Origin of the sequence: Streptomyces sp. NRRL F-2664 (genome assembly GCF_000719345.1) — a bacterium.
Taxonomy (GTDB): domain Bacteria; phylum Actinomycetota; class Actinomycetes; order Streptomycetales; family Streptomycetaceae; genus Streptomyces.
In genome coordinates, this window is record NZ_JOFX01000020.1 from 35,706 (window position 1) to 58,983 (window position 23,278).

21 protein-coding genes and 1 tRNA gene are annotated in these 23,278 nt (G+C 70.5%); 20 read left to right on the top strand and 2 right to left on the bottom strand.

What is annotated here, in order from left to right:
- Positions 1-176 precede the first annotated feature (176 nt).
- From IF89_RS0118505 to IF89_RS0118515, 3 genes are all read left to right on the top strand, one after another.
- Entirely contained in the window at positions 177-368 is a 192-nt protein-coding gene (locus IF89_RS0118505) for a helix-turn-helix transcriptional regulator (protein ID WP_078628386.1), read from the top strand.
- Positions 365-1,831 carry a tyrosine-type recombinase/integrase gene (locus tag IF89_RS0118510; protein WP_030768838.1) on the top strand — a complete coding sequence of 489 codons (1,467 nt, stop codon included), beginning with the start codon at positions 365-367 and terminating at the stop codon, positions 1,829-1,831. Before IF89_RS0118505 ends, IF89_RS0118510 begins: the two co-directional genes overlap by 4 nt.
- 125 nt (positions 1,832-1,956) lie before the next feature.
- A complete protein-coding gene (locus tag IF89_RS0118515; RefSeq protein ID WP_158717884.1) occupies positions 1,957-2,511 on the top strand; it encodes a hypothetical protein in 555 nt (184 codons plus the stop codon).
- A gap of 200 nt (positions 2,512-2,711) precedes the next feature.
- Here IF89_RS0118515 and IF89_RS42160 read toward each other — a convergent pair whose 3' ends face one another.
- Both IF89_RS42160 and IF89_RS0118525 read right to left on the bottom strand, forming a co-directional pair.
- Positions 2,712-3,242, bottom strand: a complete 531-nt coding sequence (locus IF89_RS42160) for an HNH endonuclease (protein ID WP_078628387.1) — start codon at positions 3,240-3,242, stop codon at positions 2,712-2,714.
- A 163-nt stretch (positions 3,243-3,405) separates the two neighbouring features.
- A tRNA-Arg gene (locus tag IF89_RS0118525) sits at positions 3,406-3,477 on the bottom strand.
- An 82-nt stretch (positions 3,478-3,559) separates the two neighbouring features.
- Here IF89_RS0118525 and IF89_RS0118530 point away from each other — a divergent pair.
- The 17 genes from IF89_RS0118530 to atpB all read left to right on the top strand — a co-directional run bounded on the left by IF89_RS0118530 (position 3,560) and on the right by atpB (position 23,246).
- Positions 3,560-4,057, top strand: a complete 498-nt coding sequence (locus IF89_RS0118530) for a response regulator (protein WP_199820523.1) — start codon at positions 3,560-3,562, stop codon at positions 4,055-4,057.
- A 729-nt stretch (positions 4,058-4,786) separates the two neighbouring features.
- Positions 4,787-5,767, top strand: coding sequence for an ArgS-related anticodon-binding protein NrtL (gene nrtL, locus IF89_RS0118535; protein ID WP_030768853.1), 981 nt, complete (start codon positions 4,787-4,789; stop codon positions 5,765-5,767).
- A gap of 19 nt (positions 5,768-5,786) precedes the next feature.
- A complete protein-coding gene (gene lysA, locus IF89_RS0118540) occupies positions 5,787-7,178 on the top strand; it encodes a diaminopimelate decarboxylase (RefSeq protein WP_030768856.1) in 1,392 nt (463 codons plus the stop codon).
- Between the two features lie 128 nt (positions 7,179-7,306).
- Positions 7,307-8,596, top strand: a complete 1,290-nt coding sequence (locus IF89_RS0118545; RefSeq protein ID WP_030768859.1) for a homoserine dehydrogenase — start codon at positions 7,307-7,309, stop codon at positions 8,594-8,596.
- A 6-nt stretch (positions 8,597-8,602) separates the two neighbouring features.
- The gene (gene thrC, locus IF89_RS0118550) at positions 8,603-9,673 is read left to right on the top strand and encodes a threonine synthase (protein WP_030768870.1); all 1,071 of its coding nucleotides are present in this window, start codon (positions 8,603-8,605) and stop codon (positions 9,671-9,673) included.
- Between the two features lie 335 nt (positions 9,674-10,008).
- Positions 10,009-10,935: a homoserine kinase gene (gene thrB / locus IF89_RS0118555; RefSeq protein WP_030768872.1), complete on the top strand. Its 927-nt coding sequence runs from the start codon at positions 10,009-10,011 to the stop codon at positions 10,933-10,935.
- A gap of 430 nt (positions 10,936-11,365) precedes the next feature.
- Positions 11,366-13,483, top strand: a complete 2,118-nt coding sequence (gene rho, locus IF89_RS0118560; protein ID WP_030768875.1) for a transcription termination factor Rho — start codon at positions 11,366-11,368, stop codon at positions 13,481-13,483.
- Between the two features lie 300 nt (positions 13,484-13,783).
- On the top strand, positions 13,784-14,884 hold the full coding sequence (locus IF89_RS0118565; RefSeq protein WP_030768878.1) for an LCP family protein: 1,101 nt from the start codon (positions 13,784-13,786) through the stop codon (positions 14,882-14,884).
- Between the two features lie 172 nt (positions 14,885-15,056).
- Positions 15,057-15,275, top strand: a complete 219-nt coding sequence (gene rpmE, locus IF89_RS0118570) for a 50S ribosomal protein L31 (protein WP_030008686.1) — start codon at positions 15,057-15,059, stop codon at positions 15,273-15,275.
- 127 nt (positions 15,276-15,402) lie between these two features.
- The gene (prfA, locus tag IF89_RS0118575; RefSeq protein WP_030768879.1) at positions 15,403-16,482 is read left to right on the top strand and encodes a peptide chain release factor 1; all 1,080 of its coding nucleotides are present in this window, start codon (positions 15,403-15,405) and stop codon (positions 16,480-16,482) included.
- A gap of 47 nt (positions 16,483-16,529) precedes the next feature.
- Positions 16,530-17,375: a peptide chain release factor N(5)-glutamine methyltransferase gene (prmC, locus tag IF89_RS0118580; RefSeq protein WP_030768882.1), complete on the top strand. Its 846-nt coding sequence runs from the start codon at positions 16,530-16,532 to the stop codon at positions 17,373-17,375.
- Positions 17,376-17,433: 58 nt separating this feature from the next.
- Positions 17,434-18,081 (top strand): L-threonylcarbamoyladenylate synthase, encoded by a 648-nt coding sequence (locus IF89_RS0118585; RefSeq protein ID WP_030768887.1) that lies wholly within the window; start codon positions 17,434-17,436, stop codon positions 18,079-18,081.
- Positions 18,078-18,710, top strand: a complete 633-nt coding sequence (locus IF89_RS0118590) for a low molecular weight phosphatase family protein (RefSeq protein WP_030768890.1) — start codon at positions 18,078-18,080, stop codon at positions 18,708-18,710. The genes IF89_RS0118585 and IF89_RS0118590 overlap by 4 nt, the downstream gene beginning before the upstream one ends.
- 96 nt (positions 18,711-18,806) lie before the next feature.
- Complete coding sequence (gene glyA, locus IF89_RS0118595) at positions 18,807-20,036, top strand: serine hydroxymethyltransferase (protein WP_030768893.1); 1,230 nt, start codon at positions 18,807-18,809, stop codon at positions 20,034-20,036.
- 116 nt (positions 20,037-20,152) lie between these two features.
- Positions 20,153-21,487, top strand: a complete 1,335-nt coding sequence (locus IF89_RS0118600) for an MraY family glycosyltransferase (protein WP_030768896.1) — start codon at positions 20,153-20,155, stop codon at positions 21,485-21,487.
- A gap of 274 nt (positions 21,488-21,761) precedes the next feature.
- Positions 21,762-22,199: a hypothetical protein gene (locus tag IF89_RS0118605; RefSeq protein WP_030768898.1), complete on the top strand. Its 438-nt coding sequence runs from the start codon at positions 21,762-21,764 to the stop codon at positions 22,197-22,199.
- Positions 22,200-22,409: 210 nt separating this feature from the next.
- On the top strand, positions 22,410-23,246 hold the full coding sequence (gene atpB, locus IF89_RS0118610; RefSeq protein WP_078096321.1) for a F0F1 ATP synthase subunit A: 837 nt from the start codon (positions 22,410-22,412) through the stop codon (positions 23,244-23,246).
- Positions 23,247-23,278 lie beyond the last annotated feature (32 nt).

A 23,278-nucleotide genomic window follows, 5' to 3' on the forward strand; every position in this document is an offset into this window, starting at 1 on the left:
CCCTCACGAGCCGAGCTGGCCCGTTGAATATCGCGGAATTTCGCGAAGTTCCGCGGAGGTGTCCACCGCACAAACCCGCATCGCAGACGTGCAGGTCAGATCGGGTTGGCGGCCTTTCTGCGGTTTGTGTGGCGCTCATCGTCGTCCTTCACCCACCACTGTGTCCCGGAGGATCCGTGGCTGTACCGCGTGACGAGATGTTGACCATCCCCCAGGTCGTCGAAGAGATCGGCGTACCGCTGGCGACGTTCTACCGCTGGCGGCAGCTGAGGAAGGGTCCCAAGGCCATCAAGCTCCCGAACGGCTCGGTGCGAATCCGGCGGTCTGAGCTTGAGCGCTGGATCGCAACCCTGGAAGAGGCCGCGTGACCAACCGCAAGACCGCGAACGTGCCGGGCCCCCGCAGCAGCAGGGGCCCGGCCCCTACGGCGGAACTCACCCTGACAACGGACGTCCGGATTTGGAAGATCAGCAGGCTTTCCAGTAAGTCCGCTCCCTATCAGCTGCGATGGGTCGTGGCCGGGCAAGTTCGGCACGCCACGTTCGCGACCGTGGCGCTCGCCGAAAGCCGGCGTTCCGAACTTTGGAACGCGATGACAAAAGGGCAGCCGTTCGACGTCGAATCGGGCTTACCGGAATCCGAGGTCCGGAAAGCCGCCGCCAAAGAGAACGTCCGCCCTGATCCCACCTGGTGGGACTTCAGCCGCGAGTACATGGCCGTCCGGTGGCGGACAGCCGCGGCGAAGACCCGCGAGGGGCTGGCGGACAGCCTCGCCACGGTGGCCATTGCGATGATGGGCGACGGTGCCAAGGCGCCCACCCCGGAAGAGGTACGCCTGGCGGTGCGCTGGGCCGTCGTACCGGCCCACAAGGGCGAGGAGCCTCCGCCAGAGCTCGTGAAGCCCTGTACGTGGCTCTCGCAGCGCTCCCGGCCTCTCTCGGACCTAGAGGACCCGAGAGTGCTCCGGGACGTCCAGTACCGGCTCTCGTTCAAGCTGGACGACACCCCGGCGGCGGGGGAGACCTACAAGCGCCGCCGCCGCGGCTTCAACACCGCCATGGAGTACGCCATCGAATCGGGCTACCTGGACGCGAACCCTCTCGTCGGGGTGAAGCGGGCGGGGCCCAAAGGTGGCGACGCGGTGGACCCCAGGGTTCTGGTCAATGCCGTCCAGGGAACCCAGCTCCTGACCGCGGTCTCCTACGTCGGCTCAGTCCACCGCAATCGCGGGCGGCGGCTCGTCGCGTTCTTCGCCTGCCAGCTCTACGCGGCGATGCGGCCGGCGGAAGCGGTCGGGCTGAGGGAGCAGGACTGCCACCTTCCCGAAACGGGGTGGGGCACGCTCACGCTCAGGGAGACGCTGCCTGTATCTGGCAAGAAGTGGACCGACTCCGGGAAGCGCCACGACAAGCGCGGCCTCAAGTCGCGCGAGGCTAAGGCGGACCGGCCGGTGCCCATTCCGCCGATCCTGGTGACGATGCTCCGGGAGCACATCGAGGAGTTCGGCACGGCTCAGGGTGGCCGGCTCTTCGCCAACGAGCGAGGCGGCGTGCTGGGGACGTCCAGCTACTGGAGGGTCTGGCAGGAGGCGCGGGCATTCGCCCTGCCTCCCGACCGAGCCGCCTCGCCGCTCGCGCGGCGGCCGTACGACCTGCGGCACACCTGCATCACGAACTGGCTGAACGCCGGAGTTCCGGTGGCTGAGGTCGCCCGCCGTGCCGGCAACTCGCCAGAGGTCATTCACCGGCGATACGAAGGCTGCATCGACGGCCACGAGGAGCTGAACAACGCGAAGATCGCGAAAGCCATGGGATGGGCAGAACCTCTGTGAGCACGAGGAATGGCTCACACTAATCTGCGCTCATGCGACAAGTGGCGAGCCGGTTAGGGCTGTTGGGGATCCTGTTGGTCATATCCGGGTGCGGCGGCCGGCAGACGACGACCACGACGGGGTCCGTGACCACGGTGGTGCAGGACAGCCAGTGGGTCACGGCGGCGATCTCTGCCGGAGCTGTGCTCATCAGCTCGGCCGCCGCGGCCTGGATCACCCACTACTTCACGGGACGGACTGAGAGGAGGAGGCAAGAGCACGCCGATACCCAGGAGGCGGCCAAGCGCGAGCACGAGGCCAAGCTGTCGCACGAGCAGCGAATTCGGGAGCAGGTGGTCGCCACCTCTACGACCATCTCGAAGATGCTCCAGGACTTCCGGGCGAAGATCGGTGAGGCCACGGAGGCAGCCGACACCCTGGCCGCCACGCTCCTGTACGACGAGTGCGCCGCCGTCGTCCGCCGGCACCATGACGACGCCCTGCCCGTCATCGAGGTCATGCCGGACCTGGAGCTCCGGCGGAGGGCCAACGCCGTCTTCGATGCCTACGGCGGGTGGGCGGAAGGAACAGCTGAGGCGTTGTCGAATCTCACGACGCGCCCGGATGCCAGTGGGCTCGACGGGACCCGGGAGCAGTACTACGAGCGGGCGCGGCGGGTGATCAGGGAGGCGTCCGACTGACGTGTGGCCCGCAGGCCCCTCACCCGAGACCAGTGCGTGACAACGACGAAGGCCCGGACTCAGTGGGACTGAGTTCGCCTTCGTGCCTGCACTTCAGCTGGTCAGCGGCGTGCTCGCACTGTCTCTGCTGGAGTGCCCCCGGCAGTATCCGAACCTGTGCGTACGGCCCCGGAAGGCGTGATCGCGTATTCGGGGTACCGCTAGCCGGAGAGCAGCGAAAGCATCGCCTTGCGAAGTTCGGCCTGCTGGCTATCCCTGAGGTGCAGAAGATCCTCGGCCAGGATGGCGGCTTGTCGTTTCATTTTCGCAGCGGCCCGTTCCTGGTAGGGGCGGGCCAACTCCGCTACTTCGGACTGCACCCTTGCGAGCAGCTTGAGTAGGCCTTCGTCCGTCAACGACAAGACGTAATCAGGGAAGGGAGGATCGTCCCACCACCTCGGGTCGTAGTGACGGCGTTCCAGGCTCCGGCGCCACTGAAGAGGCGTGCGATCACTTTTGCTGGCGTTACAGGGACGGCAGGCGGGGACGAGATTGGTGATGTTGTTCGCCCCGCCCCACTCCAAGGGCTCCACGTGGTCAACGACCTCTGCCCGAGTTCCATCGCTGCTGCAGTACGTGCAGTAGCCACCATTGGCGGAGAGCACAACACGACGAACCCAGGTCGGCAGACGCCTGGGCGAAGTTGGCAGGTTGGGGAGGAACGAGCGCACCGGATCATGATGACTGTTCATGCGGGCGGGTGAATAGGGTTCGGTTGGCGCTGTACCCACACGCTCCTCACACGGGACCAGTGCGTAACAACGACAAAGGCCCGGACTCAGTGGGACTGAGTTCGGGCCTTCATGCTTGGCACTTCAGCTGGTCAGCGGCGTGATCGCGCTGTCTCTGCTGGAGTGCCCCCGGCAGGATTCGAACCTGCGCACACGGCTCCGGAGGCCGTTGCTCTATCCCCTGAGCTACGGGGGCGTGTCGCTTGTGGTGCGGCGACGGGTTGAACACTACCAGCTTCCATGGGGTGATCAGGAACCGGTTTGTGGAGGACGGGGGAGTGGGTCGCCCGCACGGGGTGGAAGTGGCAAAAACCCGGACGCGGGGGCCCGGGCGGACCTACTCTCGAGTTGTGCCAGGCGTCTCGGGTCGGGTCCTCGTTGTCGACGACAACAAGGTCATCCGGCAGCTGATCAAGGTCAATCTCGAGCTGGAGGGCTTCGAGGTCGTGACCGCGAACGATGGTGCCGAGTGCCTGGATGTGGTGCATCGGGTGCGTCCTGACGTGATCACCCTTGATGTGGTCATGCCGCGACTGGACGGGTTCGGGGCGGTCGCGCAGTTGCGGGCCGATCCGCGGACGCGCGACGTGCCCGTCGCCATCGTCAGCGCCTGTTCGCAGCAGGAGGTCGAGGCCGGGATCGCCGCCGGGGTCGACGCCTTCCTCGCCAAGCCCTTCGAGCCCACCGAGCTCGTACGCGTCGTCCGCCGGCTCGCCGAGCGCAAGGACCAGCGCGACGGGAGGAAAGGGGCTCCTGCGGGAAGAGGTCACGGCTGAGCCGTGTCCCGCCGGGCCGGCCGGGTGTGCCGTGCTTGTGGCGTCCCGCGCCCGTGTGGGTTCCGGGGTGCTTGCCCCCGACGAGGGGGCATTGCTGTTTGCGTCGGCGTCCGGCCAAGCCTGCCGCCCTGCCGCGTCTGCGGCGCACAGCTGCACGTAGCGCTGCAGCGGCCGACCGCGGGGGCGTTGCTCATGTGGTCCCCGCCGCCTGGTCGCGTTCCCGGGCGCTTCCCGCCCTGCGGGGCCACAGCCGAACTGCGCCCGGGCAGTCGCGCCTGCCGACACAGCGGGGGAAGACCGCGCGCTCCGCAGTGATCGGCCGCCGATGTCGGCGGTCGTATGGCCCGCGGCCTACGCCGTGCTCCGCGGCGGGTAGCGCCGGCGGCGCTTTCCCGGTGCCCGGGTCAGTTGTGTTCCGTCGCGCGTCCCGCCGGGCGTTGTCCGCAGGGCTCCCGGTGCCCCGGCCGCTGGTGTGTTCCCCCCCCCGCACCCCCCCGGGTCCCGTCCGCAGGGCGCCCCATGTCCCGGCCGGTGTGTTCCCTCGCGCTCCCGCGGGCCCTGTCCGCCGGGCCCTGTCCGCAGGCCTCCCGGTGCCCCTGCCGGTGGTGTGCTCCGGCGCGCGCCCCGCGGGCCCCGGCCCGTGGGTTCCGTCGCGCGGGGCCCCCAGGTGGTGTTCACATGGCGAAACCGTTCGTGGGGTGGGGTGGCGTCTCGCCTAGGCTGGGTGTCGTGACCCCCGCCGACCTCTCCCGTTGCGTCGTACGCGCCGTGCGCCACGCCGTCGCCGACGGGGAGCTGGCCGTCGGGGCGGTCGCGCCCGGGCGGGTCGTCGTCGAGCGGACCCGGCCCGGCGGGGTGGGGGACTACGCCACCCCCGTCGCCTTCCAGATCGCCAGGGCCGCCGGATGCCCGACCCGGGACGTGGCCGGCGTACTGGCGCGCCGGCTCGGCGCCGAGCCGGGCATCGAGAGCGTCGAGGTCACCGGAGCCGGATTCCTGAACTTCGTGCTGCCCGCCCCCTCCGCGCCCGCCGTCATCACCGAAGTGATCGTCCGCGACATCGCCATCCGGGACGTCCGCGGCGGCGCGGCCCATGTCCTGCCCGCGGACGAGAGCGGGCTCGGGCTGCGCGAGCGGGTCGTACGGCGCAGCGTGCTGCGGCTCGTGGCCGCCGAGGGCGGCACCGAGCGCGACCTGCCGGACACCCTGGCCGCAGCCCCCGTCGCCCGGCGCGACGGCGACGTCGTCGCCCGCTACGGCGCCGATGCCGCCTGCTGGGCGATGCTCGCCGTGCCCGCCCGCGAGACCCCCTCCTTCTGCGCCACGCTGCTGCACCAGGGCGAGGCCAGCGAGTTCTTCCGCGTCCGCTACGCCCACGCCCGCAGCCGGGCCCTCGTACGCAACGCCGCCCAACTGGGCTTCCACCCGGAGGCGGGCGAGGTCGACGACGCCCCCGCCCTGCTGCGCCTCCTGGCCGACCACCCCCTCGTCCTCGAAGCCGCCGCGCACCACCGCGCGCCCGAGCGGCTCGTACGCAACCTCGTCGAGCTCGCCGACGCGCTGCTCGACTTCCAGCACCGCGTCCTGCCCCAGGGGGACGAGAAACCCTCGGCCGCCCACCGCGCCCGGCTGGCACTCGCCGACGCCGCCGGGACGGTGCTGGCCGGCGGCCTGGCCCTGCTCGGCATGGACGCACCCGAACGCCTATGAACCGCGAAGAGAGAAACCGATGAGCCGCTCCGCGCACCCCGCCGGCCCCCGCCACGCCGACGTCCTGCCCGAAGGGCACTACTCCCCGCCGCCCGCCGACCTCAACGCGCTCGACGCGAAGGTCTGGTCCCGTACCGTCCGGCGCGAGGACGACGGGGTCGTCTCCGTCGGCGGCATCGACGTCACCAAGCTCGCCGAGGAGTTCGGGACGCCCGCCTACTTCCTCGACGAGGAGGACTTCCGGACCCGCTGCCGCGCCTGGGCGCACGCCTTCGGCCCCGGCGCCGACGTCTTCTACGCCGGCAAGGCGTTCCTGTCCAAGGCCGTCGTGAAGTGGCTCGCGGAAGAAGGGCTCAACGTCGACGTGTGCTCCGGCGGGGAGCTGACGACCGCGCTCGCCGCCGGGATGCCGGCCGGGCGGATCGCCTTCCACGGCAACAACAAGTCCGAGGCCGAGATCCGCCGGGCCGTCGAGGCCGGGGTCGGCCGGATCGTCCTGGACTCCTTCCAGGAGATCGCCCGCGTCGCGCACGTCGCCCGCGAGCTCGGCGTACGGCAGCCCGTGCAGATCCGGGTGACCGTCGGCGTCGAGGCGCACACGCACGAGTTCATCGCGACCGCCCACGAGGACCAGAAGTTCGGCATCGCCGTCGCCGACGGGTCCGCCGCCGAGGCCGTGCGCCGCGCCCTCGGCCACGACTCGCTGGAGCTGCTGGGCGTCCACTCCCACATCGGCTCGCAGATCTTCGACATGGCCGGCTTCGAGGTCTCCGCCAAGCGCGTCGTGCGCCTGCTCGCCGCCGTCCGCGACGAGCACGGCGTCGAACTGCCCGAGATCGACCTCGGCGGCGGCCTCGGCATCGCCTACACCTCGAACGACGACCCGCGCGAGCCGCACGAGATCGCCAAGGCCCTCACCGAGATCGTGGCCCGCGAGTGCGAGAGCGCCGGACTGCGCGCCCCCCGGATCTCCGTCGAGCCCGGCCGCGCCATCGTCGGCCCGACCGCGTTCACCCTGTACGAGGTGGGGACGATCAAGCCGCTGGAGGGGCTCCGTACCTACGTGAGCGTCGACGGCGGGATGTCCGACAACATCCGCACGGCCCTCTACGACGCCGAGTACTCCATCGCGCTGGTCTCCCGGACCTCCGACGCCGAGCCGATGCTCGTGCGCGTCGTCGGCAAGCACTGCGAGAGCGGCGACATCGTCGTGAAGGACGCGTTCCTGCCGGCCGACCTGGCACCCGGCGACCTCCTCGCCGTGCCCGCGACCGGCGCGTACTGCCGCTCCATGGCCAGCAACTACAACCACGCGCTCCGCCCGCCCGTCGTCGCCGTGCGTGACGGACAGGCCCGAGTGATCGTTCGCCGCGAGACGGAGGAAGATCTCCTGCGTCTCGACCTCGGATGATGAAATAGGCATCTCACTGAATGGACCGAGGATGGAAAGTGCTGTCCATTGAGTGAGACTGGTTCACATCCCGCGCGCAAAACCGCGCGCGGGGTATTGATGGAAGATCGAAAGGCGTAGGTCGAATGATGCGTACGCGTCCGCTGAAGGTGGCGCTGCTGGGCTGTGGAGTGGTCGGCTCAGAGGTGGCTCGCATCATGACGACGCACGCCGACGACCTCACGCAGAGGATCGGCGCGCCCGTCGAGCTCGCCGGCGTGGCCGTGCGCCGTCCCTCCAAGGTGCGCGAGGGCATCGACCCGGCCCTGATCACCACCGATGCCACCGCCCTTCTCAAACGCGGCGACATCGACATCGCCATCGAGGTCATCGGTGGCATCGAGCCGGCCCGCACCCTGATCACCACCGCCTTCGAGCACGGCATCTCGGTGGTCTCCGCGAACAAGGCGCTGCTCGCCCAGGACGGCGCCGCGCTGCACGCCGCCGCCGAGCAGCAGGGCCGCGACCTGTACTACGAGGCCGCCGTGGCCGGCGCGATCCCGCTGGTCCGGCCGCTGCGCGAGTCCCTCGCCGGCGACAAGATCAACCGGGTGATGGGCATCGTCAACGGCACGACGAACTTCATCCTCGACAAGATGGACTCGACCGGCGCCGGCTACCAGGAGGCCCTGGACGAGGCCACCGCCCTCGGGTACGCCGAAGCCGACCCGACCGCCGACGTCGAGGGCTACGACGCCGCCGCCAAGGCCGCGATCCTGGCCGGCATCGCCTTCCACACCCGCGTCCGCCTCGACGACGTGTACCGGGAGGGCATGACCGAGGTCAGCGCCGCCGACTTCGCCTCCGCCAAGCGGATGGGCTGCACCATCAAGCTGCTCGCCATCCTGGAGCGCGCCGCGGACGGCGAGTCCGTCACCGCCCGCGTCCACCCGGCGATGATCCCGCTCAGCCACCCCCTCGCCTCCGTCCGCGAGGCGTACAACGCGGTCTTCGTCGAGGCGGAGGCCGCCGGGCGGCTCATGTTCTACGGTCCCGGCGCGGGCGGTGCCCCGACCGCGTCCGCGGTCCTCGGCGACCTCGTCGCCGTCGCCCGCAACAAGCTCGCCGAGGCAACGGGGCCCGGCGAGTCGGCGTACACCCAGCTGCCGGTCAGCACCATGGGCGAGGTCGTCACCCGCTACCACATCAGCCTCGATGTGGCGGACAAGCCGGGCGTCCTCGCCCAGGTGGCGACGACGTTCGCGGAGCACGGGGTGTCCATCGACACCGTCCGCCAGCAGGGCAAGGACGGCGAGGCCTCCCTCGTCGTCGTCACCCACCGCGCGCCCGACGCCGCCCTCTCCGGGACCGTCGAGGCGCTGCGGAAGCTGGACACCGTGCGCGGTGTCGCCAGCATCATGCGTGTTGAAGGGGAGTAAGGACCCATGAGCAGCAATCGCACCCACCAGTGGCGCGGCATCATCGAGGAGTACCGGGACCGCCTGCCGGTGACGGACACGACCCCGGTGGTGACGCTCCGCGAGGGTGGCACTCCCCTCGTCCCCGCACAGGTGCTGTCCGAGCGCACCGGTTGCGAGGTGCACCTGAAGGTCGAGGGGGCGAACCCCACCGGGTCCTTCAAGGACCGCGGCATGACCATGGCCATCACCAGGGCCAAGGAGGAGGGCGCCAAGGCGGTCATCTGCGCCTCCACCGGCAACACTTCGGCGTCCGCGGCCGCCTACGCGGTGCGTGCCGGGATGGTCTCCGCGGTGCTCGTGCCCCGCGGCAAGATCGCGCTCGGCAAGATGGGCCAGGCCCTGGTGCACGGCGCCAAGATCCTTCAGGTGGACGGCAACTTCGACGACTGCCTCGACCTCGCCCGCGCGCTGTCCGACAACTACCCGGTGGCGCTGGTCAATTCCGTCAATCCGGTGCGCATCGAGGGCCAGAAGACGGCCGCGTTCGAGATCGTCGACGCGCTCGGCGACGCCCCGGACGTGCACGTGCTGCCGGTGGGCAACGCGGGCAACATCACCGCGTACTGGAAGGGGTTCAAGGAGTACAAGGCCGACGGCCTGGCCTCCCGTACGCCCCGCGTGTGGGGTTTCCAGGCCTCCGGATCCGCGCCCATCGTGCGGGGCGAGGTCGTCAAGGAGCCGCACACCGTCGCCACCGCGATCCGCATCGGCAACCCGGCCTCCTGGGACCACGCGCTGGCGGCGCGTGACGAGTCGGGCGGCTTCATCGACGAGGTGACGGACCGCCAGATCCTGGCCGCCTACCGGCTGTTGGCCTCCCAGGAGGGCGTCTTCGTGGAGCCCGCCTCGGCCGCGTCCGTGGCCGGTCTGCTCAAGGCCGCCGAGCTGGGCCTGGTCGACCCGGGCCAGAGGATCGTGTGCACCGTCACCGGCAACGGCCTGAAGGACCCCGACTGGGCGGTCGCCGGCGCTCCGCAGCCGGTCACGGTTCCGGTGGACGCCGAAGCCGCCGCCGTCCGCCTCGGCCTGGTCTGACGCACGACCGTGTGAGCCGGGGTTCCGCAGGGCTCCGGGCGCCCAGCCGGGCGTCCGAGGGCCTCGCGGGCCCCGGCAACTCACCCCGTACGACGACACAAGTGCAACCGAAGCGGGTCCAACCCGGTCGAATCCGCGACACGCATCGTGCGCCTCCTGTGCGCCCTATGTCGCGAGAGAACCTTCCTTCGATAGGCTGTACTTACATCCGCCACCGCGCATATGACTGCGGTGCTGCCCCGAGGGCCTTCGGGTGTCGTACGTTCTCCAGTACATTCACAGCGAGCCAGCGAAGAGCGAAGTCCTCGCACAGTCACAAGGAGTGTCATCGGACGATGGCCGGTCCAGCGTTCCGCGCCGCCGCCGTACGGGTGCGCGTCCCCGCCAGCAGTGCCAATCTCGGCCCCGGCTTCGACGCCCTGGGCCTGGCCCTGGGCCTCTACGACGACGTCGTCGTCCGGGTGGCCGACTCCGGCCTGAACATCGACATCGCGGGTGAGGGCGCCGACACCCTCCCGCGGGACGAGAGCCACCTGCTCGTACGCTCCATGCGCACCGCCTTCGACCTGCTGGGCGGCCAGCCGCGCGGCCTTGAGGTCGTCTGCGCCAACCGCATCCCGCACGGCCGCGGCCTGGGCTCGTCCTCGGCCGCCATCTGCGCCGGCATCGTCGCCGCCCGCGCCGTCACCATAGGCGGGGAGGCGAAGCTCGACGATGCGGCGCTCCTGGAGCTCGCCACCGAGATCGAGGGGCACCCCGACAACGTGGCCGCCTGCCTGCTCGGCGGCTTCACCCTGGCGTGGATGGACGGGGGCAGTGCCCGGGCCATCCGGATGGAGCCCGCCGACTCCATCGTTCCGGTGGTCTTCGTACCTTCCCGGCCGGTCCTCACCGAGACGGCGCGCGGCCTGCTGCCGCGGACCGTCCCGCACGTGGACGCGGCCGTCAACGCGGGCCGCGCGGGCCTGCTCGTGGAAGCCCTGACCAGGCGTCCCGAGCTGCTGCTGCCGGCCACCGAAGACCGGCTCCACCAGGAGTACCGGTCCCCGGCGATGCCCGAGAGCGTGGCACTCGTCAACCGACTGCGGGCGGACGGCATCCCCGCGGTCATCTCCGGCGCGGGCCCGACGGTCCTCGCGCTGGTCGACAACGACGCGGCCGACAAGGTCGCGCAGCTCGCGGGCGAGGGATGGGCGGCCAACCGGCTCGCACTCGACGCCGCGGGCGCGAGCGTGCTTCCGCTGGGCACCCAGGGCGGCTAGGGCTGTCCTCCGACAGGACCAGTCGGCCAGGGGCGGGCGGCCGGGGCAGGCCGCCCGCGCGGAAGGGCGCGGTTGCCGGTGATTGAGAGGGGGAATATCTGTTGGATCCGGTAGTGTTAGTCTCAAGTGCGCATCGGAAGCCGTCATGGCTCGGTGCTCAGTGTCCCCATCCGGGACCACCTTTCTTCCGGGAGCCTCCCCGACTGCTTTGATCACTTCCAGCAGTTTCGAGCACGCTCCGGAATCGGCGTGAATTTCCCACGCTTTCCAGCTCGGGGGCTTCTCGCCGAACCCACGTACGTTTTCTCTCCGCCGTATTTCTACCGGCGGACCACCGCCCCGGCACGGTCCACACCAAGGACCGTCGTCGGACAGCACAACCGGTCGCCGAGCCAGACAGGCCGACGTCCGCTCCAGGGAAGGACCCTTCGTGAGCGACACCACCGATCTGATGGGCGCTGCCGACACCTCTGTCGACACCAGCGCCCCCGCCGCGGGCGCTGCGCCCAAGCGTCGCCGCACCGGCACCGGCCTTGACGGCATGGTCCTCGCCGAGCTGCAGCAGGTCGCGTCGGGCCTCGGCATCAGGGGCACCGCGCGCATGCGCAAGAGCCAGCTGATCGAGGTCATCAAGGAGGCGCAGGCGGGCGGCGGTGCCCCCAAGGCCGCAGCCTCCGCCGCCGCGGACACCGCCGAGGCCAAGCCGAAGCGCCGTGCCACCAGCAAGGCCCGTACGGCCGCCGTCGAGGCCCCGCAGGCGGCCGAGGCCGCCCCCGCGGCCCCCGCCGAGAAGCCCGCCGCGACGCAGGCGCAGATCGAGATCCCGGGCCAGCCCGCAGGGGGCCCCTCCCGCTCGAGCGCAGCCGAGAGTGGGGGAGACGACGTCCCGGCCGGCGAGCGCCGCCGCCGGCGCGCCACCGCCCCCTCCGGCAGCCCGGAGGGCTCGGCCCCCGTCTCCGTACAGGTCGAGCAGAAGGCCGACACGGCCACGGCCACCGCGCCCGCCGAGACCAAGGCCGAGGCCGCCACGGCCGTCTCCGCCGGCCAGGCCCAGGGCCAGGACGGTGAGGGCCGCGGACGCCGCGACCGCCGGGAGCGCGGCGACCGCCAGCGCGACCGCCGCGACCGCGGCGCCAAGTCCGACGACCAGGGCCAGGGCGGCCAGGGTCAGGGCCAGCCCGCGCAGGGCGGCCAGGGCGGCGGCCGGCAGGACCGGGCCGACCGCCAGGACCGCCAGCAGCAGGGCGGCCGTCAGGGCCAGGGCCAGCAGGGACGCCAGGACGGCGGGCCGCAGGACGACTTCGACGACGAGGGCGGCCGCCGTGGCCGTCGCGGCCGCTACCGCGACCGCCGTGGCCGTCGCGGCCGCGACGAGTTCGCGCCGAACGAGCCGCAGGTCGCCGACGACGACGTGCTGATCCCCGTCGCGGGCATCCTCGACATCCTGGACAACTACGCGTTCATCCGGACCTCGGGCTACCTGCCCGGTCCCAACGACGTGTACGTCTCCCTCGCCCAGGTCCGCAAGGCGGGTCTGCGCAAGGGCGACCACACCACGGGTGCCGTGCGCCAGCCCAAGGACGGCGAGCGCCGCGAGAAGTTCAACGCGCTGGTGCGCCTGGACTCGGTGAACGGCATGGCGCCCGAATCCGGCCGCGGCCGCCCGGAGTTCCAGAAGCTGACGCCCCTGTACCCGCAGGACCGGCTGCGCCTGGAGACCGACCCGGGCGTGCTGACCACCCGCATCATCGACCTCGTGTCGCCGATCGGAAAGGGCCAGCGCGGCCTGATCGTGGCCCCGCCGAAGACCGGCAAGACCATGATCATGCAGGCGATCGCCAACGCGATCACCACCAACAACCCCGAGTGCCACCTGATGGTCGTCCTGGTCGACGAGCGTCCGGAAGAGGTCACCGACATGCAGCGGTCGGTCAAGGGCGAGGTCATCTCCTCGACCTTCGACCGCCCGGCCGAGGACCACACCACCGTCGCCGAGCTGGCCATCGAGCGCGCCAAGCGCCTCGTCGAGCTGGGCCACGACGTGGTCGTCCTGCTGGACTCCATCACCCGTCTGGGCCGCGCGTACAACCTCGCGGCGCCCGCCTCCGGCCGCATCCTGTCCGGTGGTGTCGACTCGACCGCGCTGTACCCGCCGAAGCGCTTCTTCGGTGCCGCGCGCAACATCGAGGACGGCGGTTCGCTGACCATCCTGGCCACCGCGCTGGTCGACACCGGCTCGCGCATGGACGAGGTGATCTTCGAGGAGTTCAAGGGCACCGGCAACATGGAGCTCAAGCTCGACCGGAAGCTCGCCGACAAGCGCATCTTCCCGGCCGTCGACGTCGACCCGTCGGGCACCCGCAAGGAGGAGATCCTCCTCAACGCGGAAGAGCTCGCCATCGTCTGGAAGCTGCGCCGGGTGCTGCACGCCCTCGACTCGCAGCAGGCGATCGAACTGCTCCTCGACAAGATGAAGCAGACGAAGTCGAACGCCGAGTTCCTGATGCAGATCGCCAAGACGACCCCGTCGGGCAAGAACGACGACTGAGGTCCGCCGGTCGGCGTCATGCGCCGGCCGTGAGGCAACCGCCGCAGCAGCCCCCGCCGCACACCCGCGGCGGGGGCTGCCGTGCGTGGTCCGGACCGGTGCGAGCTTCGCCACATCACACCCCCTGCGCGGCTTTCGTCCCCGGGCCCGGAAACCGCAGGTGAGGGACGAGTCACCCGCCGTTCGTCCTGGTTCGTACGCCGGTGGTGGCCGTACGGGCGGTGGTGGGTGCCGTGGAACCCTTCAGGGCATGCGCCCGTCTGTGGGAGAAACCGAGGACGGCCGAGGACTGAGGAAGACATGACCGAGGACAGCAACGGCCGCGGCCGGCGGGCCGCGGGCCGCCGGCCGCGAAAACCGGCGAGGCGCCGCAGGGCCCTCGCCACGGCCGCGTGGTGCGCCGCCGCCGTGGTCCTGCTCGGCGGGGCGGGCGCGGGCTACTTCTACTTCAAGCTCAACGGGAACCTCAGGACGGTCGACATCGACCAGGCGCTGGGCACGGACCGCCCGGCGGACGTGGACAACGGCTCGATGGACCTCCTCGTCCTCGGCTCCGACTCCCGAGGCGGCGCCAACGGCGAGTACGGACGGGACGACGGCGGCTCCGCCCGTTCCGACACCGCGATGATCGTCCACCTGTACGAGGGACGTCGGAAGGCCGCCGTGGTGTCCATACCCCGCGACACCATGACCTCCCGGCCCGAGTGCCCCACGGGCAAGGGCCGGAGCGACCCCGGAGGCAAGCGCCGGCAGTTCAACGAGGCCTACACGGTCGGCGGCGCCGCCTGCGCGGTGAAGACCGTCGAGAAGATGTCGGGAATCCGCATGGACCACTATGTGGAGGTCGACTTCACCGGCTTCAAGAAGATCATCGACACCCTCGGCGGCGTCCCCGTGACCACGACCAGGCCGATCAAGGACGAGCACAGCCGTCTCGACCTCCCCGCCGGCCCCAACCAGCTGAACGGCGAGCAGGCCCTCGGCCTCGTCCGCACCCGCCACGGTGTCGGCGACGGCGGCGACCTCGGTCGAATACAGCTCCAGCAGGCCTTCCTCAAGGCACTGATCAAGCAGGTCAAGGGCGTCGGCGTGTTCGACAACCCCAAGAGGCTCCTCGACCTCGCCGACGCCGGGACCAAGGCGCTCACCACCGACAAGGCGCTCGGCGACGTGAAGTCCCTCGCCGGCTTCGCCCAGAGCCTCCAGGGCATCGACGCCCGGGACATGCAGATGCTCACCCTGCCCGTGACCGCGGACCCCCTCGACGCGAACCGCGTCACACCGCTGCAGAAGGAGTCCAGGATGGTCTGGGACGCCCTGCTGGCCGACCGGCCCGTCCCGGCCGAGGCCACCGCGAACTCCAGCGGCGACAAGAGCACGGCCGGCACCGTCGTCCAGTAGACGAGGGCTCCGGAGCCCTCCGGAATAGATGCCGACCCCCTCCCGTTGAGGGAGATGTCCTCAGAATTTTGACAGGCAGCCCGGTCCTGGCAGACTGGTCTGTCGGCCCCGGTTCACGCAAGCAGCAATTCGGCTCCTGCGACCCGGCGCCCTCCCGAATCTAGGAGACACCTTGAAGCGCGATGTTCACCCCGAGTACGTCGAGACCGCGGTCAGCTGCACCTGCGGCGCGTCGTTCACGACCCGTAGCACCCTGACCGAGGGCACCATCCGTGCCGAGGTCTGCTCCGAGTGCCACCCGTTCTACACGGGCAAGCAGAAGATCCTCGACACCGGTGGCCGTGTGGCCCGCTTCGAGGCGCGCTTCGGCAAGGGCGCGGCCAAGAAGTAGCGCGACCCAGGCGCCGGTCTCCGGCCGCACCCTGTCCACTCGGGGGCGGCCGGACCGGCGCCTTTGTCGTCGTACGAGCCCGTCCCCCCGTGCAGTCCCCCCGCACTTTCACCACAGGAGCCCCCCGATGTTCGAGGCGGTCGAGGAACTGGTCGGCGAACACGCCGACCTCGAGAAGCAGCTCGCCGACCCTTCGGTCCACTCCGATCAGGCCAACGCGCGCAAGCTGAACAAGCGCTACGCGGAGCTGACCCCGATCATCGCCACCTTCCGTGCCTGGAAGCAGACGGGCGACGACATCGAAACGGCGAAGGAGCTCGCGGCCGACGACCCGGACTTCGCCGCCGAGGTCAAGGAGCTGACGCAGGCGCGCGAGGAGCTCACCGAGAAGCTCCGCCTGCTCCTCGTCCCGCGCGACCCCAGCGACGACAAGGACGTGCTCCTGGAGGTCAAGGCGGGCGCGGGCGGCGACGAGTCGGCCCTGTTCGCCGGCGACCTGCTGCGCATGTACCTGCGCTACGCCGAGCGCGTGGGCTGGAAGACCGAGATCATCGACGCCACCGAATCCGAGCTCGGCGGCTACAAGGACGTCCAGGTCTCCGTCCGCACCAAGGGCGGCAACGGCGCCACCGAGCCGGGCCAGGGCGTGTGGGCCCGCCTGAAGTACGAGGGCGGCGTGCACCGCGTCCAGCGCGTGCCGGCCACCGAGTCCCAGGGCCGCATCCACACCTCCGCCGCCGGCGTGCTCGTCACCCCGGAGGCCGAGGAGGTCGAGGTCGAGATCAACGCGAACGACCTCCGCATCGACGTATACCGCTCCTCCGGTCCCGGCGGCCAGTCCGTCAACACCACCGACTCGGCCGTGCGCATCACGCACATCCCGACCGGTGTGGTCGCCTCCTGCCAGAACGAGAAGAGCCAGCTCCAGAACAAGGAGCAGGCCATGCGCATCCTGCGCTCCCGCCTGCTGGCCGCCGCCCAGGAGGCCGCCGAGCAGGAGGCCTCCGACGTGCGCCGCAGCCAGGTGCGCTCCGTGGACCGGTCCGAGAAGATCCGTACATACAACTACCCGGAGAACCGGATCTCGGACCACCGCACCGGTTTCAAGGCGTACAACCTGGACCAGGTGCTCGACGGCGACCTCGACGCGGTCATCCAGGCCTGCGTGGACACGGACTCCGCGGCCAAGCTCGCCGCCGCGAACTGACCGAACCCCGCTCCACCCCCCGTACGACAGCAGCCCGGAGGACCAGCGTGAACTTGCTGCTTGCCGAGGTGGCCCAGGCCACCCAGCGGCTGGCCGCCGCCGGCGTGCCCTCACCGCGCTTCGACGCGGAGGAGCTCGCGGCCTTCGTGCACGGCGTCAAACGGGGGGAACTGCACCACGTCAAGGACGCGGACTTCGACGCCCGCTACTGGGAGGCCGTCGCCCGCCGCGAGGCGCGCGAGCCGCTCCAGCACATCACCGGGCGCGCCTTCTTCCGCTACCTGGAGCTCCAGGTGGGACCCGGCGTCTTCGTGCCCCGGCCGGAGACCGAGTCGGTGGTGGACTGGGCCATACAGGCCGTCCGGGCGATGGACGTCGTCGAACCGCTGATCGTCGACCTGTGCACCGGATCCGGCGCGATCGCGCTGGCCATGGCGCAGGAGGTGCCGCGCTCGCGCGTGCACGCCGTCGAGCTGTCCGAGGACGCCCTGCGGTGGACCCGCAAGAACGCCGAGGGCTCCCGGGTCACCGTGCACCGGGGCGACGCCCTCAGCGCGCTGCCCGAGCTCGACGGCCAGGTCGACCTGGTCATCTCCAACCCGCCGTACATCCCGCTGACCGAATGGGAGTACGTCGCCCCCGAGGCCCGCGACCACGACCCGGAGATGGCGCTCTTCTCCGGCGAGGACGGCCTCGACACCATCCGCGGCATCGAGCGCACGGCCCACCGGCTGCTGCGGCCCGGCGGCATCGTGGTCGTCGAGCACGCCGACACCCAGGGCGGCCAGGTCCCGTGGATCTTCGCCGAGGAGCGCGGCTGGGCCGACGCGGCCGACCACCCCGACCTCAACCGGCGTCCCCGCTTCGCCACGGCCCGCAAGGCCCTGCCGTGACCGCCCCGACCGGCGCGACGACCCCCGCCACCCCCCTGCTGCACGAGGAGGCCCGCTGATGGCCCGGCGATACGACTGCAACGACGCGACGGACCGCAAGACGGGCCTGCGTGAAGCCGCATCCGCCGTGCGCCGCGGCGAGCTCGTCGTGCTGCCCACCGACACCCTGTACGGGATCGGCGCAGACGCCTTCAGCCCGGAGGCCGTCCACGACCTCCTCGCCGCCAAGGGCCGAGGCCGCGGCATGCCCACCCCGGTCCTCATCGGCTCCCCGAACACCCTGCACGGCCTGGTCACGGACTTCTCCGAGCAGGCATGGGAGCTCGTCGACGCCTTCTGGCCGGGCGCGCTGACGCTGGTCGCCAAGCACCAGCCCTCGCTGGCGTGGGACCTCGGCGACACCCACGGCACCGTCGCCGTGCGCATGCCCCTGCACCCCGTCGCCATCGAGCTGCTGACCGAGGTCGGCCCGATGGCGGTGTCCTCGGCCAACCTCTCCGGGCACCCGGCGCCCGAGGACTGCGACGCGGCGCGCGAGATGCTCGGCGACGCGGTGTCCGTGTACCTGGACGGCGGCCCGACGCCCGGCATCGAACCGTCGTCGATCGTCGACGTCACGGGCAAGGTTCCCGTGCTGCTGCGCGAAGGAGCGCTGGGCGCCGACCGGCTGCGGGAGGTCGTACCCGACCTCGAGGTGGCCCCGTGAGCCCTGAGGGGCGTGGCATAGCAGGGGGAAGCACTTTCCGCATACTCCACGTCAGCACGGGCAACGTGTGCCGCTCGCCCATCACCGAGCGGCTCACCCGACACGCCCTCTCGCACCGCCTCGGCGGCCCCGTCGACGGCGACCTCATCGTGGAGAGCGCCGGCACCTGGGGCCACGAGGGTGCCCCCATGGAGGCGAACGCGGCCGCCGTCCTCGCGGACTTCGGGGCCGACGCGTCCGGGTTCACCGGCCGGGAGCTGCTCGACGAGCACGTCATCCGCGCCGACCTGGTGCTGACCGCGACGCGGGACCACCGTGCGCAGGTCATCTCGATGGGCCACTCGGCGGGGCTGCGGACCTTCACGCTGAAGGAGTTCACCCGGCTGGTGCGCGCCATAGACCCGGCCACGCTGCCGCCGCTGGACGACGGCATGGCCGAGCGGGCGCGGGCGCTCGTACGGGCCGCGGCGGCGCTGCGCGGATGGCTGCTGGCGCCGTCGCCCGACGCGGACGAGGTGTACGACCCGTACGGGGCCCCCATCACCTTCTTCCGCTCCATCGGCGACGAGATCAACCAGGCGCTGGACCCGGTGGTCACGGCGCTGACGGGCGTCGCGGCGCGCCGCTGACCGCAGGCCCGCGGGCGGGTCCGCGGGGCGGTTGTGGGGCGCCGCGGGGGCCGCGGGCCTACAGTGGCTGGTACCCGGTACCCCTGGAGTCGCGCCATGAGCGTCATCACCCAGCCCACGGACCTGCTGCGCCGGCAGGACCCGCAGATGGCCGACGTACTGGCCGGGGAGGCCCGCCGGCAGGCCGCCACGCTGCAGCTGAGCGCGGCGGAGAACTTCACCTCGACGGCGGTCCTGGCAGCCCTGGGGTCCCCGCTGGCCAACAAGTACGCCGAGGGCTATCCCGGCGCCCGCTACCACGGGGGGTGCGAGTACGCCGACCTCGCCGAGCAGGTGGCCGTCGAGCGGGTCAAGGCGCTGTTCGGGGCCGAGCACGCCAACGTGCAGCCGCACTCGGGCTCCTCGGCCGTCCTGGCGGCGTACGCGGCGCTGCTGCGGCCGGGGGACACCGTGCTGGCGCTGGGGCTCCCGTACGGGGGCCACCTCACCCACGGCTCGCCCGCCAACTTCTCGGGGCAGTGGTTCACCTTCGTCGGCTACGGGGTCGATGCCCGGACCGGTCTCATCGACTACCGGCAGGTGCAGGACCTCGCCCGGGCGCACCGGCCCCGGGCGATCGTGTGCGGGTCCATTTCCTATGCCCGCCACATGGAGTACTCGGCCTTCCGGGAGATCGCCGACGAGGTCGGGGCCTACTTCATCGCAGACGCCGCCCATCCGATCGGGCTGGTGGCGGGCGGTGCCGCGCCGAGTCCGGTGCCGTACGCCGACGTCGTCTGCGCCACCACGCACAAAGTGCTGCGCGGGCCGCGGGGCGGGATGGTGCTGTGCGGGGCCGAGTTCGCCGAGCGCATCGACCGGGCGGTGTTCCCCTTCACCCAGGGCGGGGCCCAGATGCACACCATCGCGGCCAAGGCCGTCGCCTTCGGCGAGGCGGCCGGGCCGGACTTCGCCACCTACGCCCACCGCGTGGTCGCCAACGCGCGGGTGCTGGCGCAGGCGCTGGAGGAGCGCGGGTTCACGATCACCACCGGCGGCACCGACACGCACATGATCACCGCGGATCCGGCGGCGCTGGGCGTGGACGGCCCGACGGCCCGCGGCCGGCTGGCCGCCGCCGGGATCGTGCTGGACACCTGCGTGCTGCCGTACGGGGACCAGCGGGGCGTCCGGCTGGGCACGGCGGCCGTGACCACCCAGGGGATGGGGGAGCAGCAGATGCTCCGGATCGCGGAGCTCTTCGCCGCCGCCCTGGACGGCGACGCGGCGAAGACACGTACGGAGGTCGCCGAGCTCACGGATGGATTTCCCCCTTACGGGGAGTAAAGCGGACAACAGGGCTGTAGTGGAACCGGTATGCCGGCCCCTCGCGTCCTCGGGAGTGGGGACATCGCAGCTAATGTGTGGGGCTGAGATGGCCGGCGATACATCTGGGGCAGCCAGTGCGTGAATATCTGCTGACGCTTTGCGTCACGGTCGCGGTGACCTACCTGCTGACCGGGCCCGTGCGGAAGTTCGCGATCGCGGCCGGGGCCATGCCGGAGATCCGCGCCCGCGACGTGCACCGGGAGCCGACGCCGCGCCTCGGCGGGATCGCGATGTTCGGCGGCCTGTGCGCGGGCCTGCTCGTCGCCGACCACCTGCAGAACCTCAACGCGGTCTTCGAGAAGTCGAACGAGCCGCGCGCCCTGCTCTCCGGAGCCGCCCTGATCTGGCTCATCGGCGTACTGGACGACAAGTTCGAGATCGACGCCCTGATCAAGCTCGGCGCGCAGATGATCTCCGCCGGCGTGATGGTCATGCAGGGTCTGACCATCCTGTGGATTCCCGTGCCCTTCATCGGCACCGTCCCGCTCACCCAGTGGCAGGGCAACCTGCTCACCGTGGCGCTCGTGGTGATCACCATCAACGCGGTGAACTTCGTGGACGGTCTCGACGGCCTCGCCGCCGGCATGGTCTGCATCGCCGCCGCCGCGCTGTTCCTGTACGCCTACCGGATCTGGTTCGGCTACGGGATCGAGTCCGCGGCCCCCGCCACCCTCTTCGCGGCCATCCTGATGGGCATGTGCCTGGGCTTCCTGCCGCACAACATGCACCCTGCCCGGATCTTCATGGGCGACTCCGGCTCGATGCTCATCGGCCTGGTCCTGGCCGCCGCGGCCATCTCCCTGACGGGACAGGTGGACCCGGACGCGCTGGCGCTGTTCGCCGGTGGTGAGCGCAACGCGACGCACGCGATGCTCCCCGCCTACATCCCGCTGATCCTGCCGCTGACGGTGATCGCGATCCCGATGGCGGACCTGGTCCTGGCCATCGTGCGGCGTACGTGGAAGGGCCAGTCGCCGTTCGCGGCCGACCGCGGCCACCTCCACCACCGGCTGTTGGAACTCGGCCACTCGCACAGCCGGGCCGTCCTCATCATGTACTTCTGGTCGGGCCTGATCGCCTTCGGCACCGTCGCCTACTCGGTGCACTCCACCGCCATGTGGATCGTGCTGCTGATCGTCGCGCTGAGCGCGGTCGGCCTGATCCTGCTGCTCCTGCCGCGCTTCACCCCGCGCACCCCGAAGTGGGCGGAGGGTCTGGTGCCGCCGCGCTACCGGCACGCCTCGCGGGCGGCCGAGGCGGCAGCGGAGGCGGCCGCACAGGCCGCCTCAGGCACGGAGCCGGCGCCCGCCAGGCCGATCGCCGCGGGCGTCTCGGGCGTCAACGGCGCGACCGCCGTGGGCCCCCGTTCGCGCTTCCCCGAGCGGCGTAAGGCTGAATCCACCCGCTGACCGCGCGGCCACATGTCCGACATGGGCGCTCATTAGCAGACAGAAGGCATGTCTGTCGCGCACACACGCGCAGGGTCACTCTCATGTGTGACAGTTGGCACACTTCGCAGGTAAAGCTCTCATCAAATAGTTTGTGATACCGTTCACTAAACCCGGCGACAGAGCCGAAGGACCGTAGTGCGACGGTTCCTCGGCCCGAGGTTCTCTCTCGGACCGGGCTTACGCTCGTCCCGTACGAGTCCCGTGCCCCCACCACCACGCGGAGCAAACCGCCATGCGGTCAGATGACGTCCGATCCCTTCTGCAAGCCGCCGTGCCCACGGCCGTCGCCGGCGCACTCGCCGCGTTGGTCTGCGGGCTTGTCGTCGGTGGCAAGGGCGCGGTCGGAGCGGTCGTCGCGACGCTGGTCGTGATCGTGTTCATGGGCATCGGGTTCGTGGTTCTGCAGCGCACTGCGAAATCGCTTCCGCACCTCTTCCAGGCCATGGGGCTCATGCTCTACACGGCCCAGATCCTGCTGCTTTTCGTGTTTGTCGCGGCGTTCAAGAACACCACCCTGTTCAACCACAAGGCGTTCGCGATCACGCTCGTGGCGACCACCCTCGTGTGGATCGCCGCGCAGGCCCGCGCGCATATGAAGGCCAAGATCCTTTACGTCGAACCGGACTCGACGACGGGCGGCAAGCCCGAAAATCCGGGACCGAAGACGTGAAGGGTAGGGCCGGGATAAGTGGGCGTTCGAGATCCTGCTATCGTCCGGTGCCAACTGCGGCATTGCGGGCGCGGGCATCTGAGCTGACGCCTGTCCCATCGCGAGGCTCGATGCCTGATCGCCGCCCCATCATCCGTAACACCAGTCCAGTGCCGAACAGCGGCTGTGCGCCGCGCCGACACAACGAGGTTGCCGTACCTATGCGCCACGCTGAAGGAGCCCGCGGTGAGTGCTGACCCGACGACGGTGCTCGCCTTCGAGACCGACTGCCACATCTTCGACGGTTGTGGTTTCCCGGCTCCCGGCCTGCACTCGTTCCTGTTCGAGCCGATCTTCGGTGACGCGGACAGCAGCCTGTACTTCAACAAGACGATGCTCCTGGCCCTGCTGGGCTCGATCGTCATCGTCGGCTTCTTCTGGGCCGCGTTCCGGAAGCCGAAGGTCGTTCCGGGCAAGCTGCAGATGGTCGCCGAGGCCGGCTACGACTTCGTGCGCCGCGGCATCGTCTACGAGACGCTGGGCAAGAAGGAGGGCGAGAAGTACGTCCCCCTGATGGTCTCGATCTTCTTCTTCGTCTGGATGATGAACCTCTGGTCCATCATCCCGCTGGCCCAGTTCCCGGTGACCGCGATCATCGCGTACCCCGCGGCCCTCGCGGCCATCGTGTACGTGATCTGGATGAGCGTGACCTTCAAGCGTCACGGCTTCGTCGGCGGCTTCAAGAACCTGACCGGCTACGACAAGTCGCTCGGCCCGGTTCTCCCGATGGTCATGGTCATCGAGTTCTTCTCGAACGTCCTGGTCCGCCCCTTCACCCACGCGGTCCGACTGTTCGCGAACATGTTCGCCGGTCACACCCTGCTGCTGCTCTTCACGATCGCCAGCTGGTACCTGCTGAACGGGATCGGCATCGCCTACGCCGGCGTCTCGTTCGTCATGGTCATCGTGATGACCGCCTTCGAGCTCTTCATCCAGGCCGTCCAGGCGTACGTCTTCGTCCTCCTGGCCTGCAGCTTCATTCAGGGCGCGCTCGCCGAGCACCACTGACCAACCCCCTGAACCCTTAGTCGTCCGGTGGC

What these genes read in the sequence shown, in the direction of transcription:
- IF89_RS42160 (WP_078628387.1), bottom strand. Translation starts at nt 3,242, where the DNA reads ATGAACAGTCATCATGATCCGGTGCGCTCGTTCCTCCCCAACCTGCCA.
- lysA (WP_030768856.1), top strand. Translation starts at nt 5,787, where the DNA reads ATGAGCCGCTCCGCGCACCCCGCCGGCCCCCGCCACGCCGACGTCCTG.
- IF89_RS0118545 (WP_030768859.1), top strand. Translation starts at nt 7,307, where the DNA reads ATGCGTACGCGTCCGCTGAAGGTGGCGCTGCTGGGCTGTGGAGTGGTC.
- thrC (WP_030768870.1), top strand. Translation starts at nt 8,603, where the DNA reads ATGAGCAGCAATCGCACCCACCAGTGGCGCGGCATCATCGAGGAGTAC.
- thrB (WP_030768872.1), top strand. Translation starts at nt 10,009, where the DNA reads ATGGCCGGTCCAGCGTTCCGCGCCGCCGCCGTACGGGTGCGCGTCCCC.
- IF89_RS0118565 (WP_030768878.1), top strand. Translation starts at nt 13,784, where the DNA reads ATGACCGAGGACAGCAACGGCCGCGGCCGGCGGGCCGCGGGCCGCCGG.
- prfA (WP_030768879.1), top strand. Translation starts at nt 15,403, where the DNA reads ATGTTCGAGGCGGTCGAGGAACTGGTCGGCGAACACGCCGACCTCGAG.
- IF89_RS0118585 (WP_030768887.1), top strand. Translation starts at nt 17,434, where the DNA reads ATGGCCCGGCGATACGACTGCAACGACGCGACGGACCGCAAGACGGGC.
- glyA (WP_030768893.1), top strand. Translation starts at nt 18,807, where the DNA reads ATGAGCGTCATCACCCAGCCCACGGACCTGCTGCGCCGGCAGGACCCG.
- IF89_RS0118605 (WP_030768898.1), top strand. Translation starts at nt 21,762, where the DNA reads ATGCGGTCAGATGACGTCCGATCCCTTCTGCAAGCCGCCGTGCCCACG.